Here is a 20,671-nt window from a genome sequence, read left to right as displayed (position 1 = left end):
TTACTAACAAGACTCATAAAAAAGGGTCTCATTTGATTACTATTTGAAATTTTGTAATACACTTCATTATCAAAATTCACTAATTCTCCTTTTACATTTAATGCAGTGTTTTCTGCAATATTCTTACCTAAATAAATAGTATTCTTGGTCATTATAAAATCATACTTAAAACACATCAAAAGACGTGAAAAACATTGTTTTTATTTTTAATTTTGGATTCTTTATTCTTACTTTATTTGTAAACTCTTACATAATCAACAATCATGGTTTGTGGAAAAACAGTATTTGAGTCTGGGTTTTCTAAAAAGTTTCCACCAACTGCTAAATTTAAAATTATATAAAATTGGTTGCTATTGAATACCCAGTTTGTACCATCTGGTAAATCTGCTGGTGTAATTTGATTGTACAATACATCATCTACATAATAATTGATGTAGTTTTCTCCCCATTCTATCCCAAAAACATGAAAGTCTGTATCAAATCTGTCATTTGTTAATTCGTAACTTTTTGTTATCGGATTCCCTCCAGAATACCCTGGTCCATGTACACTCCCATGAGTAATGGTTGGCTCTTGACCTCTATACTCCATAATATCAATTTCACCAATATTTGGCCAAGTAACTGTACCATTAGCGTCATCACCTAACATCCAAAAGGCTGGCCACAAACCTTTACCCCAAGGTAATTTAATACGAGCCTCAAATCTTCCATATTTAGTTTCGTACAAACCTTTGGTTAAAATTTTAGCTGAAGTATAGTTAGACCCCATAAAGGTTTCTCTGTTAGCAGTAATGTGTAACATGCCATCTTTTACAATTATGTTTTCTGAACGATCTGTATAATATTGCAACTCATTGTTTCCCCAACCTGGAATTCCTTGTGCAGAACCATCACCAAGATCAAAAGCCCATTTACTGCTGTCTAATGCTCCATTCGTATCAAATTCATCTGCCCAAACTAATTCAGATTTTGTCGTAACTGTTTGTGTTTCTCCATTTTCGCAATTTGAAAAAAGTAATATTCCAAACGCCAATAATGATAAACGAAGTTTTGATTTATTTATATTCATAAAATTCATTTTTTTTGTTTTAAGTTTTAAAATCTATCTTCTATTTATGGAAATAAATATTATCTAAAAATATGGTTCCATTTCCATCAAATTTCATTTGAATTATATCTGCTAAATCTACAGGAGAAAAATCAGTTAATGGAATCTCTAAGCTTACCCAACCTGAATTTGTTGGTACTGCTAAAGGTTTTGCTTTTTCTACAGGACCTGTACTAATTAAAAAAGTATTTAAGGATGTTGAATTTGTACTATAATAGTCTATATGAAGGTGTGTCATCCCTGTAACATCTTGAGCTGAACCAAGTTCTATCCCCTGATAATTTAAACTAGTATATTTAAGCGTATTATTTCCAGCAATCATTTCTTCAGTAACTACTGTTGCCTGACCCCAACTTGGATTTAAATTTGTACCAGCAACGTCTGTATAAGCATCACTAAAAATAGAAATTACATCTGAAGCAGTTACTGTTGGTGTAGGTGCTGCCACAGATGGTGTGGTTGGTATTTCATAGAAATACATATTATCTATTAAAACATCTTGTATTGTAGCATCTGTAACTAAAACAATTTGACCTAGATTAGCTCTATTAGCCAGTCCATTAAAGTCTGATAATTTAAAATCGAAACTTACCCAACTACCTTTTGTTAAATTTGATCCACCAATACTAATGCTTCCATTTGAATCATCGCCTCCACCAAAAGTATCATCTGAACCAATATCTTGTAATCCTATTCTGATAAAATCTCCTGGACCTATATCTTCTTGAACTTGAATATCGATATGAAAATTAGTCATTGAAGATGCATTTACTGTAGGTACGTTTATATGAAATTCTACACCTACATAGTTTAAGGATTTGTAGTTGATAATTTCATTACCATTAATATTAATATCATTCTGACCTTGTGTTGTTGAACCTCCCCAATAACCATTGTAATGATCTACTGCTATGTTTGTAAAAGCATCACTAAATACAGATATAACATTTGCTGCATTTTGAGTTGGTGTTGGTGCAGGTGTAAAATCTCCTAAAGATTCTAAAGTATATTTACCTTGAGCGTCTAAACCATTTAATGTAGCTGTAATTTCTGTGTTACCAGCACCTGTAACTGTAACTTTACCTGTAGCATCTACAGAAGCTACATTTGAATTCGATGATAAAAAATCGAAATAATAAGGAGAAGCAACAACCTCTTTATCTGAACCATCAGGTAAATTAAAAGTTTGACTTAAACCATTTAAAGTAATAACTCCACCAATAAAAGTTTGTTCTGTTCTCTCTTCCCCATTTAATATTTTTGGTCTTGGTTGTGCTATCGTTCCTAATTTTTCAAATTTTAATTCGTCTACCCAAAAAGTATAACCAAAACCATTTGTAGCTTGTGTACCAGCTGCATATCTAAACATCCCTCTTTCTTGAGTTAATTGAGAAGCATCTGGAATAGGAATGATCACTTTTTGCCATGAAGTGCCTACAGAGGTGTTTTGAATTGTAGCTACGTATTTATTTTCTAAAAAATCTTCACCAAAGCCAAATTCGCCAATAGAAACACCTTGAGATGCTTTTACCCAAAATGTTAATGCATCATACTTGCTTAAATCTCTGCCAGCTCCATCAATTCTGAATATTGCACCTGCAAAATTACCACTAGGATCATCTCCATTTGGAACATCGAAACGCATAGAAGCAGTACCTAGGTATGCCTCGTTTTCATCTACAGACCAAGCAGTTGGTTTAGAACCACCATATGGAAAGTAAAAATCGGTACCCATACCAACTGGTGAATCTATAAATACGTCTGCGGATGACGAAAAAACTGCAACAACTGCTTCATCAGAAATCTCTCTTTCGCAACTTGCAAATAAGATTAGAAATAAACCAAGAAAAGGTATTATTCTAAAATTAATGTTTATTATTTTTTTCATCTTTAATGTTTTATAAGTTATACTTTCTTTTTATCTATAAAAATATATGTTGTCTAAATAAAAGTTTGTTAAAGCAGAAAAGTTGATGTTTTCAAAAATAATTAATCCCACATTGTTTTTAGTTGTAAGACTCGTTAAAGGAAACTCAACAGTTATCCATGAATCAGCAACAATGCTTGGAGATTTTCTTACAAATAGTTGCTGTCTAGTATCATCATTACCTCCATTTACTTTATCTGGCCCGAAGTCTACCAAAGTTACCAGGAAATCAAAATTAGATGGCACCGCATTTGGTATGTACATGTTGAAATGAAGGTTAGGTTTGTTTGTTAAATCTATAGTAGGGTTTGCAAATTGTATGCCTACAAAATTAAAGTTCGTGTAATTTAAAAAATTATCTCCATTTATACTGAAATCTGCAGATTGAGTTGTTTGGTAGGGTTGCCAATATCCGTTAAAAAAATCTATTGGAGTGCTTGAATAGTAATCACTAAAAATAGAAATAACATCATCTGAACTTCTTGTTGGTATAGGTGCAAAAACAAAATCTCCTACTGAGTTAATTGTTAAGGAACCTTTTGCTTGATTATTGCCAAGTTTAGCTGTAATAACCGCTCTACCAGCAGATAGTATTTCAACTACACCAGATTCATTTACACTCGCTACACTTGGGTTAGAAGACGCAAATGTAAAATAACCTGGAGCAGAAGATATGATAATATCTTGACCAGAACCCAAGTTAAAAGTTTGATTTAAGTCTGCAATATTTATATTAACACCTATAAAAGTATTTACAGAAATATCATCTCCGTTTAAGATAGATGGTCTTGGTTGTGCAATAGTTCCTATTTTTTCCCATTTTAATTCATCAATCCAAAAGGAATAACCATCTCCATTCTCTGGCCCTTCTGCATACCAAAACATCCCTTTCTCTTGTATTAATTTTACTGCATCAGGAACTGGAATTGTATATTTCACCCAATTTGTTGTTAATCTTAAACCTCTTTTGCTTACTTGAAATTTATTTTCTCCAAAATCTTGTCCAAAACCAATATCATTTATGGTTGCGGCTTTTGATGCTTTTGCCCAAAAAGTTAATGCATTATACCCTGTTAGGTCTCTACCACCATTATCATCCCTAAAAATTGCCCCTGCATAAGAACCTTCAGGATCTCCTTCATTTGGTATATCAAACCTCATTGATGAAGAACCTAAATATTTATTTTCTGTATCTACTGAAAAAGCTTCAAATTTAGAGTCTACAAAAGGATAATATTCTAATCCTGAACTAAAAGAGTCTGAAAAAATTTCTTGTCTACTTGAAAAAGAACTTAACACTGCATCATCAGAAATTTCTCTAGTACAAGCAATAGATAAAAGTCCTAATAGTATTAGAAATTTAGGTTTAGTTATATGTATGTTTTTTATCAACTTCATTAATAAGGCTTTATTTACCAATGTTTATATGAATATATGTTCTAATTTCCCACTCTGAACCATTTGGAAAACCAACTGGACTGATAGTTGGTGCTGCAGAAAATACAGTAGCTGTATTATTTGGTGAGTATCTTGGTGAAAATTCGTTTAACGAACGCCAAGTACCCATAATACCTACTTTTGTATCTGGTAAAATAAACCAATCTGGTTTGCCTAATGATGTAGAAACATCTAACACCATTTGTAATGGAAAAGTTAAGTTGAAATCTCTATGATAATCAAAAGGCCCCCAGTCGTTCACTTTTACCATTCCTGTTACTTTCATTTTATTAAATATCATTCTTAGATCTGCTCCACCTCTATAAATGGTTCTGTCACTATCGCCATTAGCCTGTGCTGTACCATAATATAAATTTGCTACCAAACCTAAATCTGTATGTACTTTAGAAACCATTCTTGAATGTATTTCCCATAAATCTTGTGCTGGCGCTGATTTAGAAAAAGCAAAGTAAGATCTGTTTGCTAAAAACCCGATTGCTGCATCTTGTGTTGTTGGTAAATGACGGTATACAAACCCTAAGTTAAATGCAAATTTTGCATCTTCTGCTTTATCATTATCCCACTGATACATGTAAGTGGCTGGTGTTGGATCATAAGTAAAAAGAAGTTCACCTGCTGTTGTTTCTCTATTACCACCTCTTACCGAAAAAGGATCATCTACCCAGTTTCTTAATCGTCCAGGAGCATTAACATCATTCGGCATTGGATCTACTAATGGTTTTTGATATAAGAAGTTGGGTGCTATTTGAAATTTACCGCCAAAGTTATATGCAATACCAGTTAAGAAATTACTCATATTTCTGCTACCAGAATCTTTCAATCTCCATCCAGTGAAAGTTAACGTTGGGTCTACACCACCATTAGCTACTAAGCCCATTACAGAACCTTGGGCATACCAATTAAAGCCACCATTTGTGTAGGTTACTTTTGCTTTACCACCCCAATTGTCTTTAGATTTAATTTTATCATTAACAACTTGTCCATTATCATCAATATCTTGATAAACCCTACCATTTAATGGTCTACCTGCCCAAATTGCTCCTAAAGTCCAACCAAAATGTGTACCTTTCTTTTCGAATGCTATAGTTGCTCTTTCTGTTGGTAAAGCTGGTATTACACCAGATCTTGCTTGTTCTGGATCTAAAATACGATTTCCATCTTCATCGATACCATCGCCATTTACAATATCTTTATGATAAACTGCTGAAAAATCTAACCCAAGCATTTTTCTTTGGTATTTTAACAACACTGCTGGATTTGCTCCCCACCAAAGTTGTGGTCCAAATGCAGCTTTTAAACCATTTAAAACTCCTTTTCCATCTACCTCTACACCTAAAACTTCCCCATTATAAATATCTAAATTTGGGCCGTAATTTGCTTCTGGATACAATCCAAAGAAATCTCCTTCATATCCCCAATGATAATGACCTGTTCTATAAAAACCTCTCATATCAAAATCTTTTGCATTCCACTCAAAAGAGGCATTATAAACTCTTAACCTGTTATTATCAGTAAGAGTTAATGGTCCGTTTGGAGAATCTACTTGAATTGGTCTCCCTACATTTTCATAAAAAATATCATTTATAGGATTACCTGCTACATTACCAAGTATATTAAAGTTAACCTCTGCCTTCATATTGTTAGAAGGTCTACCTTGAACACCTATGTAGTAAGATTGCATATGGTCAAAACCTTGTCTGTCTGGATACACTTGCCCCGTACCATCTGCCGTTTCTGGAGTGGTCAACAAAGAACCTCCTGTATTAAAAGTTGTAAATTCTGCTCTTAAATTAGATAAAGATAATTTCTCTGTACCACCAACTGAAGCTTTATCTCCTCTAGCTCTTAAAACGGCAGCCATTAAATTAATTTTTTTGAAATGATTTTCAAATTCTGTAACATTACTTTTAAAAGGATTAAACTCGTGTACCTCTTTAAGGGCATAATAAGATGCTCTTGGGTATAAAGTATATAAACCTCTTATATCTGTAGGTCCTTTTGCTGCAATACCAAACCATTCTTCGTTCATATTTTTATCACCTGGTTTGGCTTGATCTAAACTGTAACCATTACTTGGCCAGTTTGCTTGGGTATCATGTATATCTGCATTTTTTCTTTCATCAAAACCTGATTTAAACCAACCATCACTTGATTGAAAAGTAAAACCACCTAAAGAGTTTTGAGCTTTTCCTAAACCATAAGCATTTTCATAAATTTCTTTCCAGTTACTAACCATATAATGCGCTTGCATTAATTGGTCTTCTTTATTATCTCTTGCATTAAAAGCATCTGAACCAAACTCTGTAAATAGTATTGGTTTATTAAATTCTTTATTTACTCTATCAAAAGCGTCAACAAAAGATTCACCACGATACATATTAGTTCCGTAAATATCTATGTCTTTACATTCTGATGCAACTATGTCTAAATACAATAAATCGCCATTACAGATACCTATTGGATGATTTTTATCAACCGCTTTCATTGCTTTGGTAGCATCATTAAACAATTTATACATTGCTCTAGCTTCTGCTCTTTTGGCTTTATCTTGGTCATTTATAACTATCCCTTCATCAGTCTCTGCTCCTTCCCATGTAAGGTGATAATTATTTTCGTTACCTAACATAAACAATAATAGACCAGGAGTATTTTTATAAGTATTCGCCATCTTAACTGATTCTGATATAAGATGTTTACGAACTTTAGGATCGCCATATTTTGTCTTTGGATACCAAATACCATCAATTGTAAGTCCATAAGCACCAAACTGATGATTAATCATTGTGTAAATACCAAAATTCTCATACATATACTTAATCCATTTTGGAGGAACACCTATGTAAGTTCTAATAGCATTAACTCCCATATTTTGCCAAAGTGGCATTTCGCCATCTAATCCAGCTTTAATAATGTCATCTGGTTTTTCCCAAAATTTAGCGTCTAAAACATTATATCCGATTGGAACATAATCCCAGTTGATACCATTTACAATAAAATCTTTTCCGTCAACTACTAGTTTAAAACCTTTAGCATCTTTTGTTACTGCAACCTTATTAGTTTGCGCACAAATAGTAGTAGTAAATAATAAAAGTGCTAATCTTAATAATTTTTTTTTCATAATTTGTTTAGTTTATTGGTACTCAATTTAATTCTTAGAAATATTTAAAATAACGATATATAAGAATTAGCTTAATAAAAATTTGAATATGATAAAAATAATGTTTAAATATTGATAAAACAACAAAATACACCGCTACAAAAAGCATACATTGTAAAAAAATTACATTATTATTTAGTAATTATTAGCTATACATTGACTTTATTGTAAATAAAGAAAACTGATTTTAATAACATTGTTGAGGTATTGTATAGGTTAAATTTAGAAATGAATGGTTTTTGTTAATGACTAATATTAAGTCTATTAAGTCAAAAAACTAAAAACAACCCTCTAAAATAAAATTACAACTTCATTAAAATGAGTTAATTGTAAATTAATACAACTATACGGTCCTATTTCATTAAAATATATAAGCTTGCTTTTCTACAGCTTTAAAATTTAATGATATCTTTAAAAGTAAAATAAAGTTAAAAAGGATTTGATAAAGATATTATCAAATCCTTTTTTTTAGTTTTTGTGCAATCTCTTAAATTTTACTCTAAAACAATTATAAACCACCAATCAAATTCTGAGTTTCCATCAGTAGTTCTAATAATCATTTCATTTGGTGTATCTCTATCAAATATTTGATAAGTATGATTACCGCCAGTATAATATCCTATAAAACCTATACCAGATAAACTTATAGTTTCTATACCTCCAGGTGCTGTTAATGTAAAACTTTCTGTATAATCTGAATAAGCAAAATTTAATACATCTGCTCCGTCTAATGTACCTGAGGTATTAGCTCCTAAATCATTTACAATTAAAGGATCTCTACCAAAAACATCTCCGTTTGTTACATGCTGAAAAGTACCGTCTGAGCTAAAAATAAAACGATCATCGTACATACCAACACCCGCTTTTTCATCTGGACCTGCTCCATACCACTCCGTAGGTACAGAACCACCAATTGGACCTAAACCAAAATGCCCTGGTTTAGCGGACTGAATTTTCCAAGTTCTAGAAGTAACCGCATTTGGATTTGCTGGGTCAAAGCCATATAGTTTTGATATTAATTCTACTGGTGGTGAGTATGTAGATAAAACCTCTACCTGAATCGTTTTACTAGAACTAACACCTGCTGTACCAGAAGCTACTACAGTAACTGTATAAGTATTTAAACCTATGGTACTAAAACTAATTGTATTTTTTCCTGATAAGGATACGGTTTCTACACCATTAAACACATACTTGTATGAAACTGCATTATCTGCTGTTGCTGTAAAATTTACGACACCACTTCCATCTCCATTTGGATTATTTGCATCCGCTCCAACAATTTCTGCTGTAACTTGAATATTGGAAGGTGTGATTATCTCTCCAAAAGAATAGTCATTTTCTTGACAGCCGTAAAATAAAGCTGTCAATGAAAATAAGATTATACTTAATTTTTTCATTTTTTTCATTTTTAAATATTTTTAATAATAATTAACATTATCAATATATGCTGTAACAGTATCGTTATTATTCTCTCCATTTACTTGAATTACAACTTTGTCTAAATCGGCTCTATCAATTGGGTCTGGATCTACACCATTATTATTTAAATTTATCCAATTATCATTAACAAAATCAAACGTAACTAATTGCCACTGATCTAATACAATATCTTTAATTATTTCTGTTTGTGTTTGCCAAGAATTACCCCCTAAATCGCTATTTTGTAATTTTAAAGAGACTTGATTGTTTTGACTACCAGATATACTAGATGATGGTACATAAATCATTATTGAAAACACATTTTTATCTGCAAGATTAAATTTTTCTGAAACTGTAAAGTTAACGTTTGCATATTGACCTCCTGTATCTGTATATTCTAATACTGTTGATGAATTATTTTCTGAATTCATAAAGGGATTTGCAAAAGAAGTATCTGCACCTGCAGCATCTCCTACCCAAGCAGGAATTGTACCAAAACCTTCGAAACCATCTTTAACAATTGGTGCTGTTTCTGGCACTTGTGCTAAACCATAATAAAAATCATCTATATAACCAGTAACAGCATCGTTGTTGTTTTCTGAGTTTAATTGAATAACGACTTTATCTAAATCTGTACGATCTACTGGATCAGGATCTACCCCATTATTATTTAAATTAATCCAATTATCTGTTTCGAAATTAAATGTAACTGTTTGCCATTCATCTAAAACAATGGTTTTAATTATTTCTGTTTGTGTTTGCCAAGAGTTTCCTCCTAAATCACTATTTTGTAATTTTAATGAAACTTGATTTGGTTGGCTACCTGTAATACTTGATGATGGTACATAAAGTTTGATAGAAAATACACTTTGCCCGTTTTTTAAATCAAATTTACTTGGTGATGTAAACTGTATGTTTGCATACTGTCCTCCTGTGTCTTTGTATTCTAAAACATTACCAGAAAAGTTACCTGCATTGTTAAAAGGGTTATTAATAATAGCTGCTCCTGCAGCATCACCAGAAAAATCAGGAATATTACCATTACCCTCAAAATCATCTGATAATAATGGTGGTGATGCACCTGTTGGTGGTTTATGAAAATAAAGATTATCTATAAAAACAGTACCTGAACCCACAAACTTAAATTGTTTTAAGGTATTTATTGGTAAACCTTGGTCTGTAAAATCTGTCATTGGAATATCAAAACTATTCCATTCATTTACAACTAATTGTTTTGTTACAAACCTTTCATCTGCTGGCTGAACACCATTAGGTAAAGGATAAATATCTATACTTGTAGCATCTGCAGTCCAAATATCTATGTGTAACATTTCCATACTTGAGGCATCAATTTCTGCACCTATATCTATACCTTGATAATTTAAATTGCTATATTGAATAATAGCATCTCCATTTAAATCGTATGCAGTATATTGTGTTTGTTGCCCCCAATTAGGATAAAAATTAGAACCTGCTACATCTGTGTAAGCATCACTAAATATAGAAATTACATCTACATCATTTCTACTAGGAGGGTTAGATGCAGAAGCTATTGGTGCTAAAATTTCAGTAACTTCGAATTCTTCTGTATATTCTGTAGTTGCTATTGCTCCCCCTTTTGCTGTAATTTTTACAGAATAAGTACCCGCTGTTTGATATTGATAAGTAATAGTTTCTCCTATGTTTCCTGTAGCTACTGGTTGTGCTACTCCTGTTTCACCTGAATCAAATTCAAATATCGTTGCAAAATCTGCATTTGCTGTTACGCTTACTTGTTTTGTAATAGCTGCATCGTTTTCTAAAACAACCGTTAAATTTTGTGGTGCTTTAAAAGAGACAACCAATTGTTCTATTGCTTCAGCTTCTTCTCCTTTTAAATTTAATGCAACTATTTTTACATCATAAGAACCTTCTGCATAAGTATGTTGTATATTTTTACCTTGTACAACTTCTACTGGGTCTGTTGTATTGTCTCCAAAATACACTTTAAAACTTGTAGCACCATCTGCAGTTGGAGATATGGTTACTAATCCTGTATTGTCTTGAGTTATATCAAAAGTTGCAGACACGTTTGTTGGTGGTGCAATTGCATCTATAAATGATATATCTCTTAAATTATCTGTACATGCAGCAACTACAAAAAGCACAAATAATGTTTTGAATATAATTTTTATTTTTTTCATTTTTTATATTTTTTAGTATTGTGGATTTTGAGGCCAACGATTTCCTGCTAATTGAATCTCGATTGCGGGTATTGGGAATACTTCGTGTTTGCCTGAAACAAAACCGTTGATTTCTTGAGCAGCTTTTCCTGTTCTTACTAAATCGAAAAAACGGTGTCCTTCTCCCACTAATTCTACTCGTCTTTCTTGTAAAATATTTTCATATAACACATTACCCGTTGCAGTAATGTTATTAGCTGTATTGCCAAAAGCTCTTTCTCTAACTCTATTTAAATAGGTTTGTGCTTTTGCATCATCTGGATTTGTTCTTTTATTAAAAGCTTCTGCAGCCATTAATAATACATCTGCGAAGCGTATTGCTCTGTAGTTATTTGGGTTTGTTAAATTTCTGTCTCCTTGCGCATCAGTACTTCTTGTTCTAGGGATATATTTTCTATTAAAATAACCTGTATGCTCATAACCCGTTCCAAAAGTAGCACCTGTTGCAGTTGCCCAAGCTTCTATATCTAAAATTGCTACGTCTTTTCTTAAATCTCCAGCTTCAAAAGCATCTACAACTTCTTGTACCGGTACATTAAAACTAAATCCTGATGAAAAATCTGGACCTGTATAATTACGAACGCCACTAAAACCTACAGCTACATTACCTTCGCTACACTGTAAACAACCAAAACCTGCTCCTTGTCCTTCAAAATATTGAACCTCAAAAACAGATTCGATATTATTTTCTCCAACTTCTTCAAAAATAGTGTTGTAATCTGTTACTAAATCATATGTATTACTGGTAATAACAGCTTCTAAAGCACCTGCTGCTTCATCATATTTTTGTTGATATAAATATGCTTTACCTAATAATGCTTGCGCTGCTCCTTTTGTAACTTTACCCGGTGTACTTTGTACTGCTGGTAAATTATCTGCAGCAAAAATTAAATCTGCTTCTATTTGTGCATACACATCTGCTGCTGGTGTTCTATCTATAGTAAACTGCTCACCAAACTGAATTCTTTTATCTACAGCTAAAGGAACGTCTCCAAACCATTTTACCAATTCAAAATAGTAATATGCTCTTAAAAATGTTGCTTCTGCAATAATCTGGTCTTTACCAGCAAAATCTGTTTTATCCTTGAATTCTAAGATATAGTTTGCTCTATTTACTCCTGCATACATCCAACTCCAAATATCTCTTAATTGAGCATTTAAAGGAGTATGTACCATATCGTCTACTTCCTGTATACCTAGAACATCTGTAGCACTTTCTCCACCAGCTAGGGTATTGTCTGATGCAATCTCACCTAATAATACATTTAAATATGTAGATTGCAATAAATCATACGCCCCAATTAAAGCATTTTCGTAATCTTCTTGGGTGTTAAAAAAGTCTTCTGAGTTTTCTGAGGTAGGTTTTACATCCACAAAATCATCACTACAAGAATAGTTTATAGTTAATATTAGTATAAAAACTAAAAGTATTTTTATGTTTATTTTTTTCATTTTATTATTTTTTAAAAATTAACATTTATTCCAAATTCAAAGGTTTGTGGACTTGGATAAAAACCTTGGTCTATACCACCACCAATTGGTGCTCCATTAGATGTTGTTGGGTCAAAACCTCTGTATTTAGTTAGTGTTAATAAATTACTACCGGTAACATAAAATCTAACCTTATCAAATTTTAATTTTTCTAACATTTTTTCTCCAACGCTATACCCTAGTTGTACACTTTGTAATCTTAGGAACGAACCATCCTCTACATAAAAGTCTGAGAATAATGTGTTACCTGTAGCGCCAGTTGTAACTCTTGGAAAAGAATTACTTGTATCTGGACCTGTCCATCTATCTAAATAATAGGTTGGTCTGTTTGTTAATGGTAAGTTTCTTTCGTAGTTTCTAACTATTTCGTTTCCTAATGATGCAAATGCGTAAGCATTAAAATCAATTCTTTTGTAATTAAAAGATAAATTTAAACCCATAGTTACATCTGCAATAGGATCTCCTATATAAGTTCTATCATCAGCATCTATAACACCATCGCCATTTTGATCTACAAATCTTAAATCTCCAGGGGCTGCATTTGTCTGAGTTGCATGTGCATCTACATCTGCTTGGGTCTGAAATAATCCGTTTGTTTTGTAACCATAAAAATACCCAATAGGAAAACCTGCTTCCATTCTTGATGGTGGTTCTTGACCAACTCCAAAGCTACCTCCTTCTATAATACCTGTTGAGTTACCAACAAAGGTTACTTCGTTATTTAAAGTTGTAAAATTGTAATTGATATTAAAGTTAAAGTCTTCAGAAACACTTTCTTTATATCCGATAGAAAATTCGAAACCTTCATTTACAACTGTACCTGCGTTTATTACTGGCACTGAAGAACCAGGAGCTGCAACACCAATTATACCTGAGGTTTGGGCTGATACTAATAAATCTTCTGTTGTTTTCTTAAAGTAATCTGCTGTAATATTTATTTTATTAAAAAATTCTGCATCAACACCAATATCTAAAGGTTTTTGCTGTTCCCATCTAATTTCTGGGTTTGCAATTGGACCTGGAGCAACTCCTAAAGCTAATTGGTTGTTAAAAACATATTCTGCTTCACCATTTAATATAGATACAAACCTAAAACCAGGAATTCTCTCATTACCAATAATACCATAACTTGCTCTTAACTTTAAAAAACTAATAACATCAGATTCTTCTAAAAAATCTTCTTCTGAAGCCACCCAACCAATAGAAGCTGTTGGGAAAAAACCAAATTTATTTTGAGGTCCAAAGTTAGAAGAACCGTCTCTTCTTAAAACAGCAGATACTAAATATTTTCCATCATACCCATACTGAAATCTTCCAAAATAAGATAGTAAACGACTGTCAAAAGATAAATTAGAACCTCCATTATTATTTTTAAAAATTTCTAATCCATTTCCATTTAAAACTGTATTACCAATTTGTACATCATTTAAATTATTACCTTGAGCTCCACTTGTTAAAATGGTTTTAAAACGTCCCATTGTTTTTGAAACAGACATACCAACCATTGCTTTTACATCATGCACATCATCATAAACTCTCTCGTATTTAAATAAAGCATCAAAAATATGATCATAAAAACTTTGTTGAAAATCTACAAATGTCGGCTGATCTACATTAAAAACATTTCCATTTCCGTAGTTATATAATTTGTTATAAGTATTAGAACTTGCTAACGAGTAATTTGCTTGAAACCTTCCTTCTGCAGAAAAATAATCTGCGAATTGATAATTTAAACGGTAATTACCTGAAATTTTGTTAACCCAAGATCTATTTTCTGCATTGTCTATTTGTGCTAAAGGGTTTGCAACTTCTATACCCGTTCCAACTCCTGGGGGTTGAGAAAAATCACCATTCGTATAAACAGGAGTAGTTGGTGGCATATTTATAGCATTAAACAAGACAGAACCTAATGTATTTTCAATTAAATTTTTCTTGTTTGTGTTTGTATAAATTGTTGATGAACTAAACTTTAATTTATCTGTGATATCCGTATCATAATTAAACCTTAAGTTGCTTCTATTAAAATTTGACTTGCTTTTACCAACGATACCATCTTGACTAAGAACTGATAAACCTAAAGAATAAGTAGATTTTTCAGTTCCCTTGTTCAAAGTATAATCAACACTAAACAAAGGTGCTGTTTGAAAAACATTATTTTGCCAATTTGTTCCTTGTCCTAAATTAGATACATTCGAAAAAGGTAAAGCCTCTCCATTTGCAGCAAAAGCTTCATTTGCTAAAAGTGCATACTCAGTAGCATTTAATAGCGGTATTTCTCTTGTAGTCTGTTGAAAACCAATTTTCATATTTAAAGTTGATTTTACAGCTGTATTTTTTCTACCAGATTTAGTTTTTACTAAAATAACTCCATTAGCAGCTTGCACACCATAAATACCAGCAGTTGCATCTTTAAGTATGTTTATAGACTCAATATCTGATGGGTTTACAACACTTAAATCTTCTATTCTTCTACCATCTAATAATATTAATGGTCTACTATCTCCGTTTGTAGAGACACCACGAATTCTAATATTTGAGGCAGCACCGGGAGAACCCGAAGATTGGGTAATATTTACCCCAGCTACTTGTCCTTGTAATGCTTGTTCAATCCTTGTGGGCTTTAAATCTTCTATAGTAGCACTAGAAACTATAGAAACTGCACCAGTTACTTCCTTTTTTCTTTGAGTACCATACCCAATTACTACAATCTCATCTAAAGATTCTGCTGCTTCTTCTAAATTTACAGTCATACTTTCTTTAGTTACAGCCACTTCTTTTGGGGCAAAACCCAGATAATTAAAGACTAAAATAGCACTACTTTCAACTTTTTGTAAGCTAAAAAGCCCGTCAAAGTCAGTTTGAGTTCCAATAGTTGTTCCTTTAATTAATATGCTCACTCCTGGAAGAGGGTCTCCAGTTTTGGCATCCTTAACAACTCCTTTTACATTTATTGTTTGTGAGTAAGCACTTAAACCAATAAGAAAAAAGAGTAATATTGTAATTATTTTTTTCATGAAATTAAAGTTATTTTTTGTTTGTGTTAAAATTACATTGAAAAAATTATTATAATGATAATTTATACCTCAACAAAAAACATACAATTCAAATAAAATAGTAAAAACAGTCAAATCACTAATAATACAAGGCCTTAAGAAAGTATAAAGAATTACCCTAAAAAGATGCTATCTTACCTTTTCAGGGTTTTTGTTGTGGTTTTGTTGTGGTAAAAAACGGATTTGTAGTGGAGTTACAATTCTAAAATATAATTTGTTAAGTTAGAATCGTGAGGTAAATTCATCTTTTTTCTTAATCGATATCTTTTTACCTCTACACTTCTAGGAGAAATATTAAGTAATGGTGCTATTTCTTTTGAGGAAAGGTTTAATCTAAGATATGCACAAAGCCTTAAATCGTTTGGAGTTAAGTTTGGATGTTTATCTTTTACTTTTTTTAGGAAGTTTTTATCTGCATTGTTAAAGGCTTCTTGAAACATTTTCCAGTCATCTGAATTATTTAGATTTTTATCTATAATTTTAATCACTTTTGGTATGTTCTTCTCACCACCATCAACCAATTCGGTTTTTATAGTACTTAAGAATTCATTTTTCTTAATCATATTCATGGTAGAAGAAGCCAATTCTCTATTTTTACTTTCGATATCATTTCTAAGCTTATCATTATTTAATTTAATAATTTGCTGAGAACTTTCTAATTCTTTTAATTCAGATTCTTTTTTTGCTTTTTCTAACAAGTCTTCTCTTTGCTTTTTATAATATCTTTTTGACGCTATATGAACTGCATAAAATGCCAAAAGTGCTAAAAATGAATATAATACTATTAATGGATTAGAGAAATACCATGGTCTTTTAATTTTAAAATTAAATATATCTATATTTTCACTTACTTTATTACCAATTATAGCTTTAACTTTAAGTTTATAATTACCAGATGGTATATTTTCAAATAAAATAGAATTAACCGTAGATGGTTCGCTCCAACTTTTATTTAAACCTTCTAGTTGATACTGATATTTTGTTGTAAGTATTTTTTCGAAATTTGGAACACTAAAAAAGAACTCTAAATTATTATCATTGTTATTTAATATTGCTTTTTTAGATACATTTAAATTTGTTTTTTTACCATCCGTTTTAAAACTCTTTATTTTATTTAAATATATACTGAAATCTTTCGGCTCTGTATAATTATTTAAATTTAACTCTAAATAGCCATTAGAAGTACCTATCAAATAGACATCTTTAGACACTTGAATTATGTTTTCATAACCAGGAGCAGCTTTTGGTATGTTTTCTGAAATAAAGATTGTATTAATTTCTGGCTTACTACTTAATTTACCAGGTGTTAAATATTTAATATTATCCTTAGAAAAACACCAAACTTTATTACTAGAATCATTATGAATTAATTTTGCGGATATAAATGATTTCTTTGAAATTAGCTTGCTAAATACACTATCTTTTTTAAAAGTATCTTTCATTTTATCGTACGCAAATACACCATTCTTATTCCCGTATAAAATTTTATTTTTGTATGCTATAATACTCGAATGTGGGCTTTTTTCTAAAGATTTTTCTTTTTTGATATTAGTAACTAATTTATAATCATTATCTAAAGTTAATTTAAAAACCCCTTTATACTCATGATTTACAAATAGTGTGTTTTCATCTGCTAAAACTATATATTTACTAGAATTATTAAAACCGTCTACCTTGTTTTTAAATATCCACTTTACACCTTTCTTTTGTAAAATATATAAACCATCGTAAGCACCCAATAAAATGGTTTTACTATCTATTTTTAATAAATCCCAAACACCTTGATTATTAAATAAGTATTCTGCAGAAAAATTATTAATTATGAACGCCCCAGAATCATGACCGCAAAAAAGAATATCATCTATTATTTTTAAACTCCAAACTTGACCTTGCGTATTTTCTATAAATTGAAAATTATCGTTTGAATTTAGTTTTCTATAAAAAAGACCTTGATTTGTTCCTAAATAAAGATTTTCATTATAGACTATAGAAGTATAAATTGTTCCTAGAAAATCACTTTTTTTATTGTAATTTTTAAAGTGTGAGTTGTTATTTATACAGTTTATACCATTATCTAAACCCAACCAAATATTATTATCAACATCCTCGAAAACAGATAATATTGTATTATTACTTAAACCTGATTTTTGATTTATCTGATAAATCTGATTGCCCTCTTCATCTAAATGAATTAAACCATTAGAAATGGTACCTAAAGCCAAACTTTTATTTTTTAATTGAACTGCACTGTATATTGTTTTGTTTTTTAAATATTCATTTGAAGAAGTTTTCCATTTGGTTGGTACATTCTCTTTTAAAAAATAAAAGCCATTTTTTTGAGTAATAAAAACCAACCTATTATCCTTTTTAAAAATATTTACTATAAAATTTTCTTTTATGATAGCATGATTTGAAACCAATTTAGAAGAACCATTTTCAATTTTAAAAAGACCTACTTTATCTTCTTGAAAATAAATTACACCATCTACTTTAGCAAATAAATTTATCTCTCTTTCTGCAGAATCAATAATTTTAACAGTCTTAGTTTCTAAGTTGTATAAATATATTCTTTGTAATGATTTAAAGAGCATCCAACCATCAATTTCTATAATACTCCAGATTTGTTCATCTTCTAACATTTCTAAGTTTTGTTCTTTTACAATAGACGTAAAATTTAAAACACCAAAATGATCTTTTTTCCAATAACCAAAATCTCTAAAAAAACCAGTAAAAATCTTATTATCAAAGCACTTAACAGATCTCATTATTGTTTCATTAGGTGTTGGATATAAATTCCAAACAGCACCATTAAACTCTAACAGTCCTTTGTTATTAGCAACATAAATATTTTTATTACCAGATTGCGATATATTCCAGTTTTGATTTTCAGCACCATATACATCTGTAGTAAACGTATTTATGATTGGTAACTCTTGAGCAGAAAAAGAAAATACAACAAATAAAAATAATAGTATTACAGATATACTTTTTTTTAGAAACTCCATAACTTTAAAATGTTTGGTTTAAAAACAAGATAACTAAATAAATATCAATTATTTACAGAAAACGAATAATAACCTTGTATAGTTTATTTTTAGTGAAATTAATTCTAATTTAACAATAAAACAAACTATAGCTAATTATTATTTAAAATTGCCACTAAAAATATTATTAATTTTAGTTATTTTTATAAAAATTTTTTTAATGAAATTAATAAAAAAACTAGGCATTTCTAACTTATTGATGTTAGTTTTGTGTGCACTTATAATTATTGTTGCAGAGTATCTTTTTTTATCAGGTAATAAATTACACGGTATATTTATAGGTCTTTGGGTACCAACCCTACTAGGTGTTATGATTTACCTAAAACTTGTATACCGTGAACGCAGATAACATAGTACTTTACTTTTCGATTTTTGTAGGAGTTTGCGTAATAATTTGGGCTGTTTTTATGATTAAAAATTTTAATAATTTAGATAAAAATTAATTTATCTTTTTTATACTAATTGCCAAACCACCACCTGCAGCTAATTTAAATTTTATTTTAGAAGTTTTTATAACCTCTTTGGTTTCTATGTTGATATCTAGAGGATTATCATTCCAATGTGCATTTTTGCCATCTTTATAGATTTTTATCTCATATTTCTGATTTTCATCTAAAAAGCTAAAATCTACTTCAATTTCTCTTGCGTTTTCATCTGTTATACTTCCTAAAAACCAATTTTCGGTTTTTCGTTCTTTTCTTGCAATGGTTACAAATTCTCCTACCTCTCCATGTAAAACCCTGGTTTCTAACCAATCTACACCTACATCTTTTATAAATTGTAAAGGTTCTGGATTTGCTTCATAATGCTCAACTAAATCTGCTGCCATTTGCACAGGACTGTAAATTACCACATATAAAGCCAATTGTTGTGCTAGAGTTGTATTTACTTGATTGTTATCTTTATACTCATTAAACTTAATGTTAAAAATACCAGGTGTAAAATCTATAGGACCTGCTAACATTCTTGTAAAAGCAACAATTGGCAAATGTTCTGGCGGATTTCCTCCATCACCAGACCAAGCATTAAATTCTTGACCTCGCAAACCTTCTCTAGAAATTATATTAGGATACGTTCTACGTAAACCTGTGGCTTTTATAGGTTCATGCGCATTTACTGCTACTTGATATTTTGCTGCTTTTATAGCTGCATTATTGTATTGATTTACCATGTATTGCCCATGATGAAATTCTCCTTTTGGTAATATTTTGCCCACATAACCAGATTTTACTGCATGCATTCCATATTTCTGCATCAAAGCATAAGCTCTATCTTGTTGCTTTTCGTACGTTTCTGTTGCTGCAGAGGTTTCATGGTGCATAATAATTTGAACTCCTTTTGATTTTGCATAGGAAGTAACTTCTTCCAAATCATAATCTGGATAAGGAGTTACAAAATCAAAAACTCCTTCTCTGTCTTCAAAACCAATCCAACGTTCCCAACCCGTATTCCAACCTTCTACTAAAACGCCTCCAATATTATTTTTTGCAGAAAAATCGATAAATCGTTTTACATTTTCGGTAGTTGCGCCATGTTTTCCATGTGCTTTACCTGTGTCTTTCCATTTGCCATCAACTATTTCCATTCCATAATCCCAAGAAGATTTTCCCAAATGCATTTCCCACCAAACTCCAGTGTATTTCATAGGTGTAAACCAAGAAACATCACCTAGTTTATTGGGTTCATTTAAATTGACAATTAAGTTCGATTCAATTAAATCTGGAGCATTGTCTGTTATTTGAATAGTTCTCCAAGGCGTTTTAAATGGCGCTGTTCTTTTAACTTTATA

At 31.0% G+C, this 20,671-nt stretch carries 11 protein-coding genes; 1 reads left to right on the top strand and 10 read right to left on the bottom strand.

The features are described from left to right. Positions 1 to 232: 232 nt before the first annotated feature. The 9 genes from ACTG3S_RS10965 to ACTG3S_RS10925 form a co-directional block, all read right to left on the bottom strand. The gene (locus ACTG3S_RS10965; protein ID WP_439129399.1) at positions 233 to 1,069 is read right to left on the bottom strand and encodes a glycoside hydrolase family 16 protein; all 837 of its coding nucleotides are present in this window, start codon (positions 1,067 to 1,069) and stop codon (positions 233 to 235) included. A 40-nt stretch (positions 1,070 to 1,109) separates the two neighbouring features. After that, the gene (locus ACTG3S_RS10960) at positions 1,110 to 2,996 is read right to left on the bottom strand and encodes an Ig-like domain-containing protein (protein ID WP_439129398.1); all 1,887 of its coding nucleotides are present in this window, start codon (positions 2,994 to 2,996) and stop codon (positions 1,110 to 1,112) included. A gap of 30 nt (positions 2,997 to 3,026) precedes the next feature. Next, positions 3,027 to 4,433 (bottom strand): Ig-like domain-containing protein, encoded by a 1,407-nt coding sequence (locus ACTG3S_RS10955; RefSeq protein WP_439129397.1) that lies wholly within the window; start codon positions 4,431 to 4,433, stop codon positions 3,027 to 3,029. A gap of 10 nt (positions 4,434 to 4,443) precedes the next feature. Next, entirely contained in the window at positions 4,444 to 7,611 is a 3,168-nt protein-coding gene (locus ACTG3S_RS10950) for a glycoside hydrolase family 2 TIM barrel-domain containing protein (protein ID WP_439129396.1), read from the bottom strand. Positions 7,612 to 8,144: 533 nt separating this feature from the next. Beyond that, positions 8,145 to 9,050, bottom strand: a complete 906-nt coding sequence (locus ACTG3S_RS10945) for a PKD domain-containing protein (RefSeq protein ID WP_439129395.1) — start codon at positions 9,048 to 9,050, stop codon at positions 8,145 to 8,147. A 21-nt stretch (positions 9,051 to 9,071) separates the two neighbouring features. Continuing rightward, on the bottom strand, positions 9,072 to 11,255 hold the full coding sequence (locus tag ACTG3S_RS10940; RefSeq protein WP_439129394.1) for a hypothetical protein: 2,184 nt from the start codon (positions 11,253 to 11,255) through the stop codon (positions 9,072 to 9,074). 12 nt (positions 11,256 to 11,267) lie between these two features. Next, positions 11,268 to 12,746 carry a RagB/SusD family nutrient uptake outer membrane protein gene (locus tag ACTG3S_RS10935; RefSeq protein WP_439129393.1) on the bottom strand — a complete coding sequence of 493 codons (1,479 nt, stop codon included), beginning with the start codon at positions 12,744 to 12,746 and terminating at the stop codon, positions 11,268 to 11,270. A gap of 11 nt (positions 12,747 to 12,757) precedes the next feature. Further along, positions 12,758 to 15,799 carry a SusC/RagA family TonB-linked outer membrane protein gene (locus ACTG3S_RS10930; protein WP_439129392.1) on the bottom strand — a complete coding sequence of 1,014 codons (3,042 nt, stop codon included), beginning with the start codon at positions 15,797 to 15,799 and terminating at the stop codon, positions 12,758 to 12,760. Positions 15,800 to 16,032: 233 nt separating this feature from the next. Next, on the bottom strand, positions 16,033 to 18,843 hold the full coding sequence (locus ACTG3S_RS10925) for a triple tyrosine motif-containing protein (protein ID WP_439129391.1): 2,811 nt from the start codon (positions 18,841 to 18,843) through the stop codon (positions 16,033 to 16,035). Positions 18,844 to 19,042: 199 nt separating this feature from the next. Here ACTG3S_RS10925 and ACTG3S_RS10920 point away from each other — a divergent pair, with 199 nt between their 5' ends. Next, positions 19,043 to 19,231: a hypothetical protein gene (locus ACTG3S_RS10920; protein WP_439129390.1), complete on the top strand. Its 189-nt coding sequence runs from the start codon at positions 19,043 to 19,045 to the stop codon at positions 19,229 to 19,231. Between the two features lie 90 nt (positions 19,232 to 19,321). Here ACTG3S_RS10920 and ACTG3S_RS10915 read toward each other — a convergent pair. Further along, positions 19,322 to 20,671 (bottom strand): glycoside hydrolase family 97 catalytic domain-containing protein (locus tag ACTG3S_RS10915; protein WP_439129389.1); only part of this gene is annotated, 1,350 nt, incomplete at its 5' end.

Source organism: Polaribacter sp. (assembly GCF_965656025.1).
Taxonomy (GTDB): domain Bacteria; phylum Bacteroidota; class Bacteroidia; order Flavobacteriales; family Flavobacteriaceae; genus Polaribacter.
This window is presented reverse-complemented; position numbering and strand designations above follow the sequence as displayed.

What these genes read in the sequence shown, in the direction of transcription:
- ACTG3S_RS10965 (WP_439129399.1), bottom strand. Translation starts at nt 1,069, where the DNA reads ATGAATATAAATAAATCAAAACTTCGTTTATCATTATTGGCGTTTGGA.
- ACTG3S_RS10960 (WP_439129398.1), bottom strand. Translation starts at nt 2,996, where the DNA reads ATGAAAAAAATAATAAACATTAATTTTAGAATAATACCTTTTCTTGGT.
- ACTG3S_RS10955 (WP_439129397.1), bottom strand. Translation starts at nt 4,433, where the DNA reads ATGAAGTTGATAAAAAACATACATATAACTAAACCTAAATTTCTAATA.
- ACTG3S_RS10950 (WP_439129396.1), bottom strand. Translation starts at nt 7,611, where the DNA reads ATGAAAAAAAAATTATTAAGATTAGCACTTTTATTATTTACTACTACT.
- ACTG3S_RS10945 (WP_439129395.1), bottom strand. Translation starts at nt 9,050, where the DNA reads ATGAAAAAATTAAGTATAATCTTATTTTCATTGACAGCTTTATTTTAC.
- ACTG3S_RS10940 (WP_439129394.1), bottom strand. Translation starts at nt 11,255, where the DNA reads ATGAAAAAAATAAAAATTATATTCAAAACATTATTTGTGCTTTTTGTA.
- ACTG3S_RS10935 (WP_439129393.1), bottom strand. Translation starts at nt 12,746, where the DNA reads ATGAAAAAAATAAACATAAAAATACTTTTAGTTTTTATACTAATATTA.
- ACTG3S_RS10930 (WP_439129392.1), bottom strand. Translation starts at nt 15,799, where the DNA reads ATGAAAAAAATAATTACAATATTACTCTTTTTTCTTATTGGTTTAAGT.
- ACTG3S_RS10925 (WP_439129391.1), bottom strand. Translation starts at nt 18,843, where the DNA reads ATGGAGTTTCTAAAAAAAAGTATATCTGTAATACTATTATTTTTATTT.
- ACTG3S_RS10920 (WP_439129390.1), top strand. Translation starts at nt 19,043, where the DNA reads ATGAAATTAATAAAAAAACTAGGCATTTCTAACTTATTGATGTTAGTT.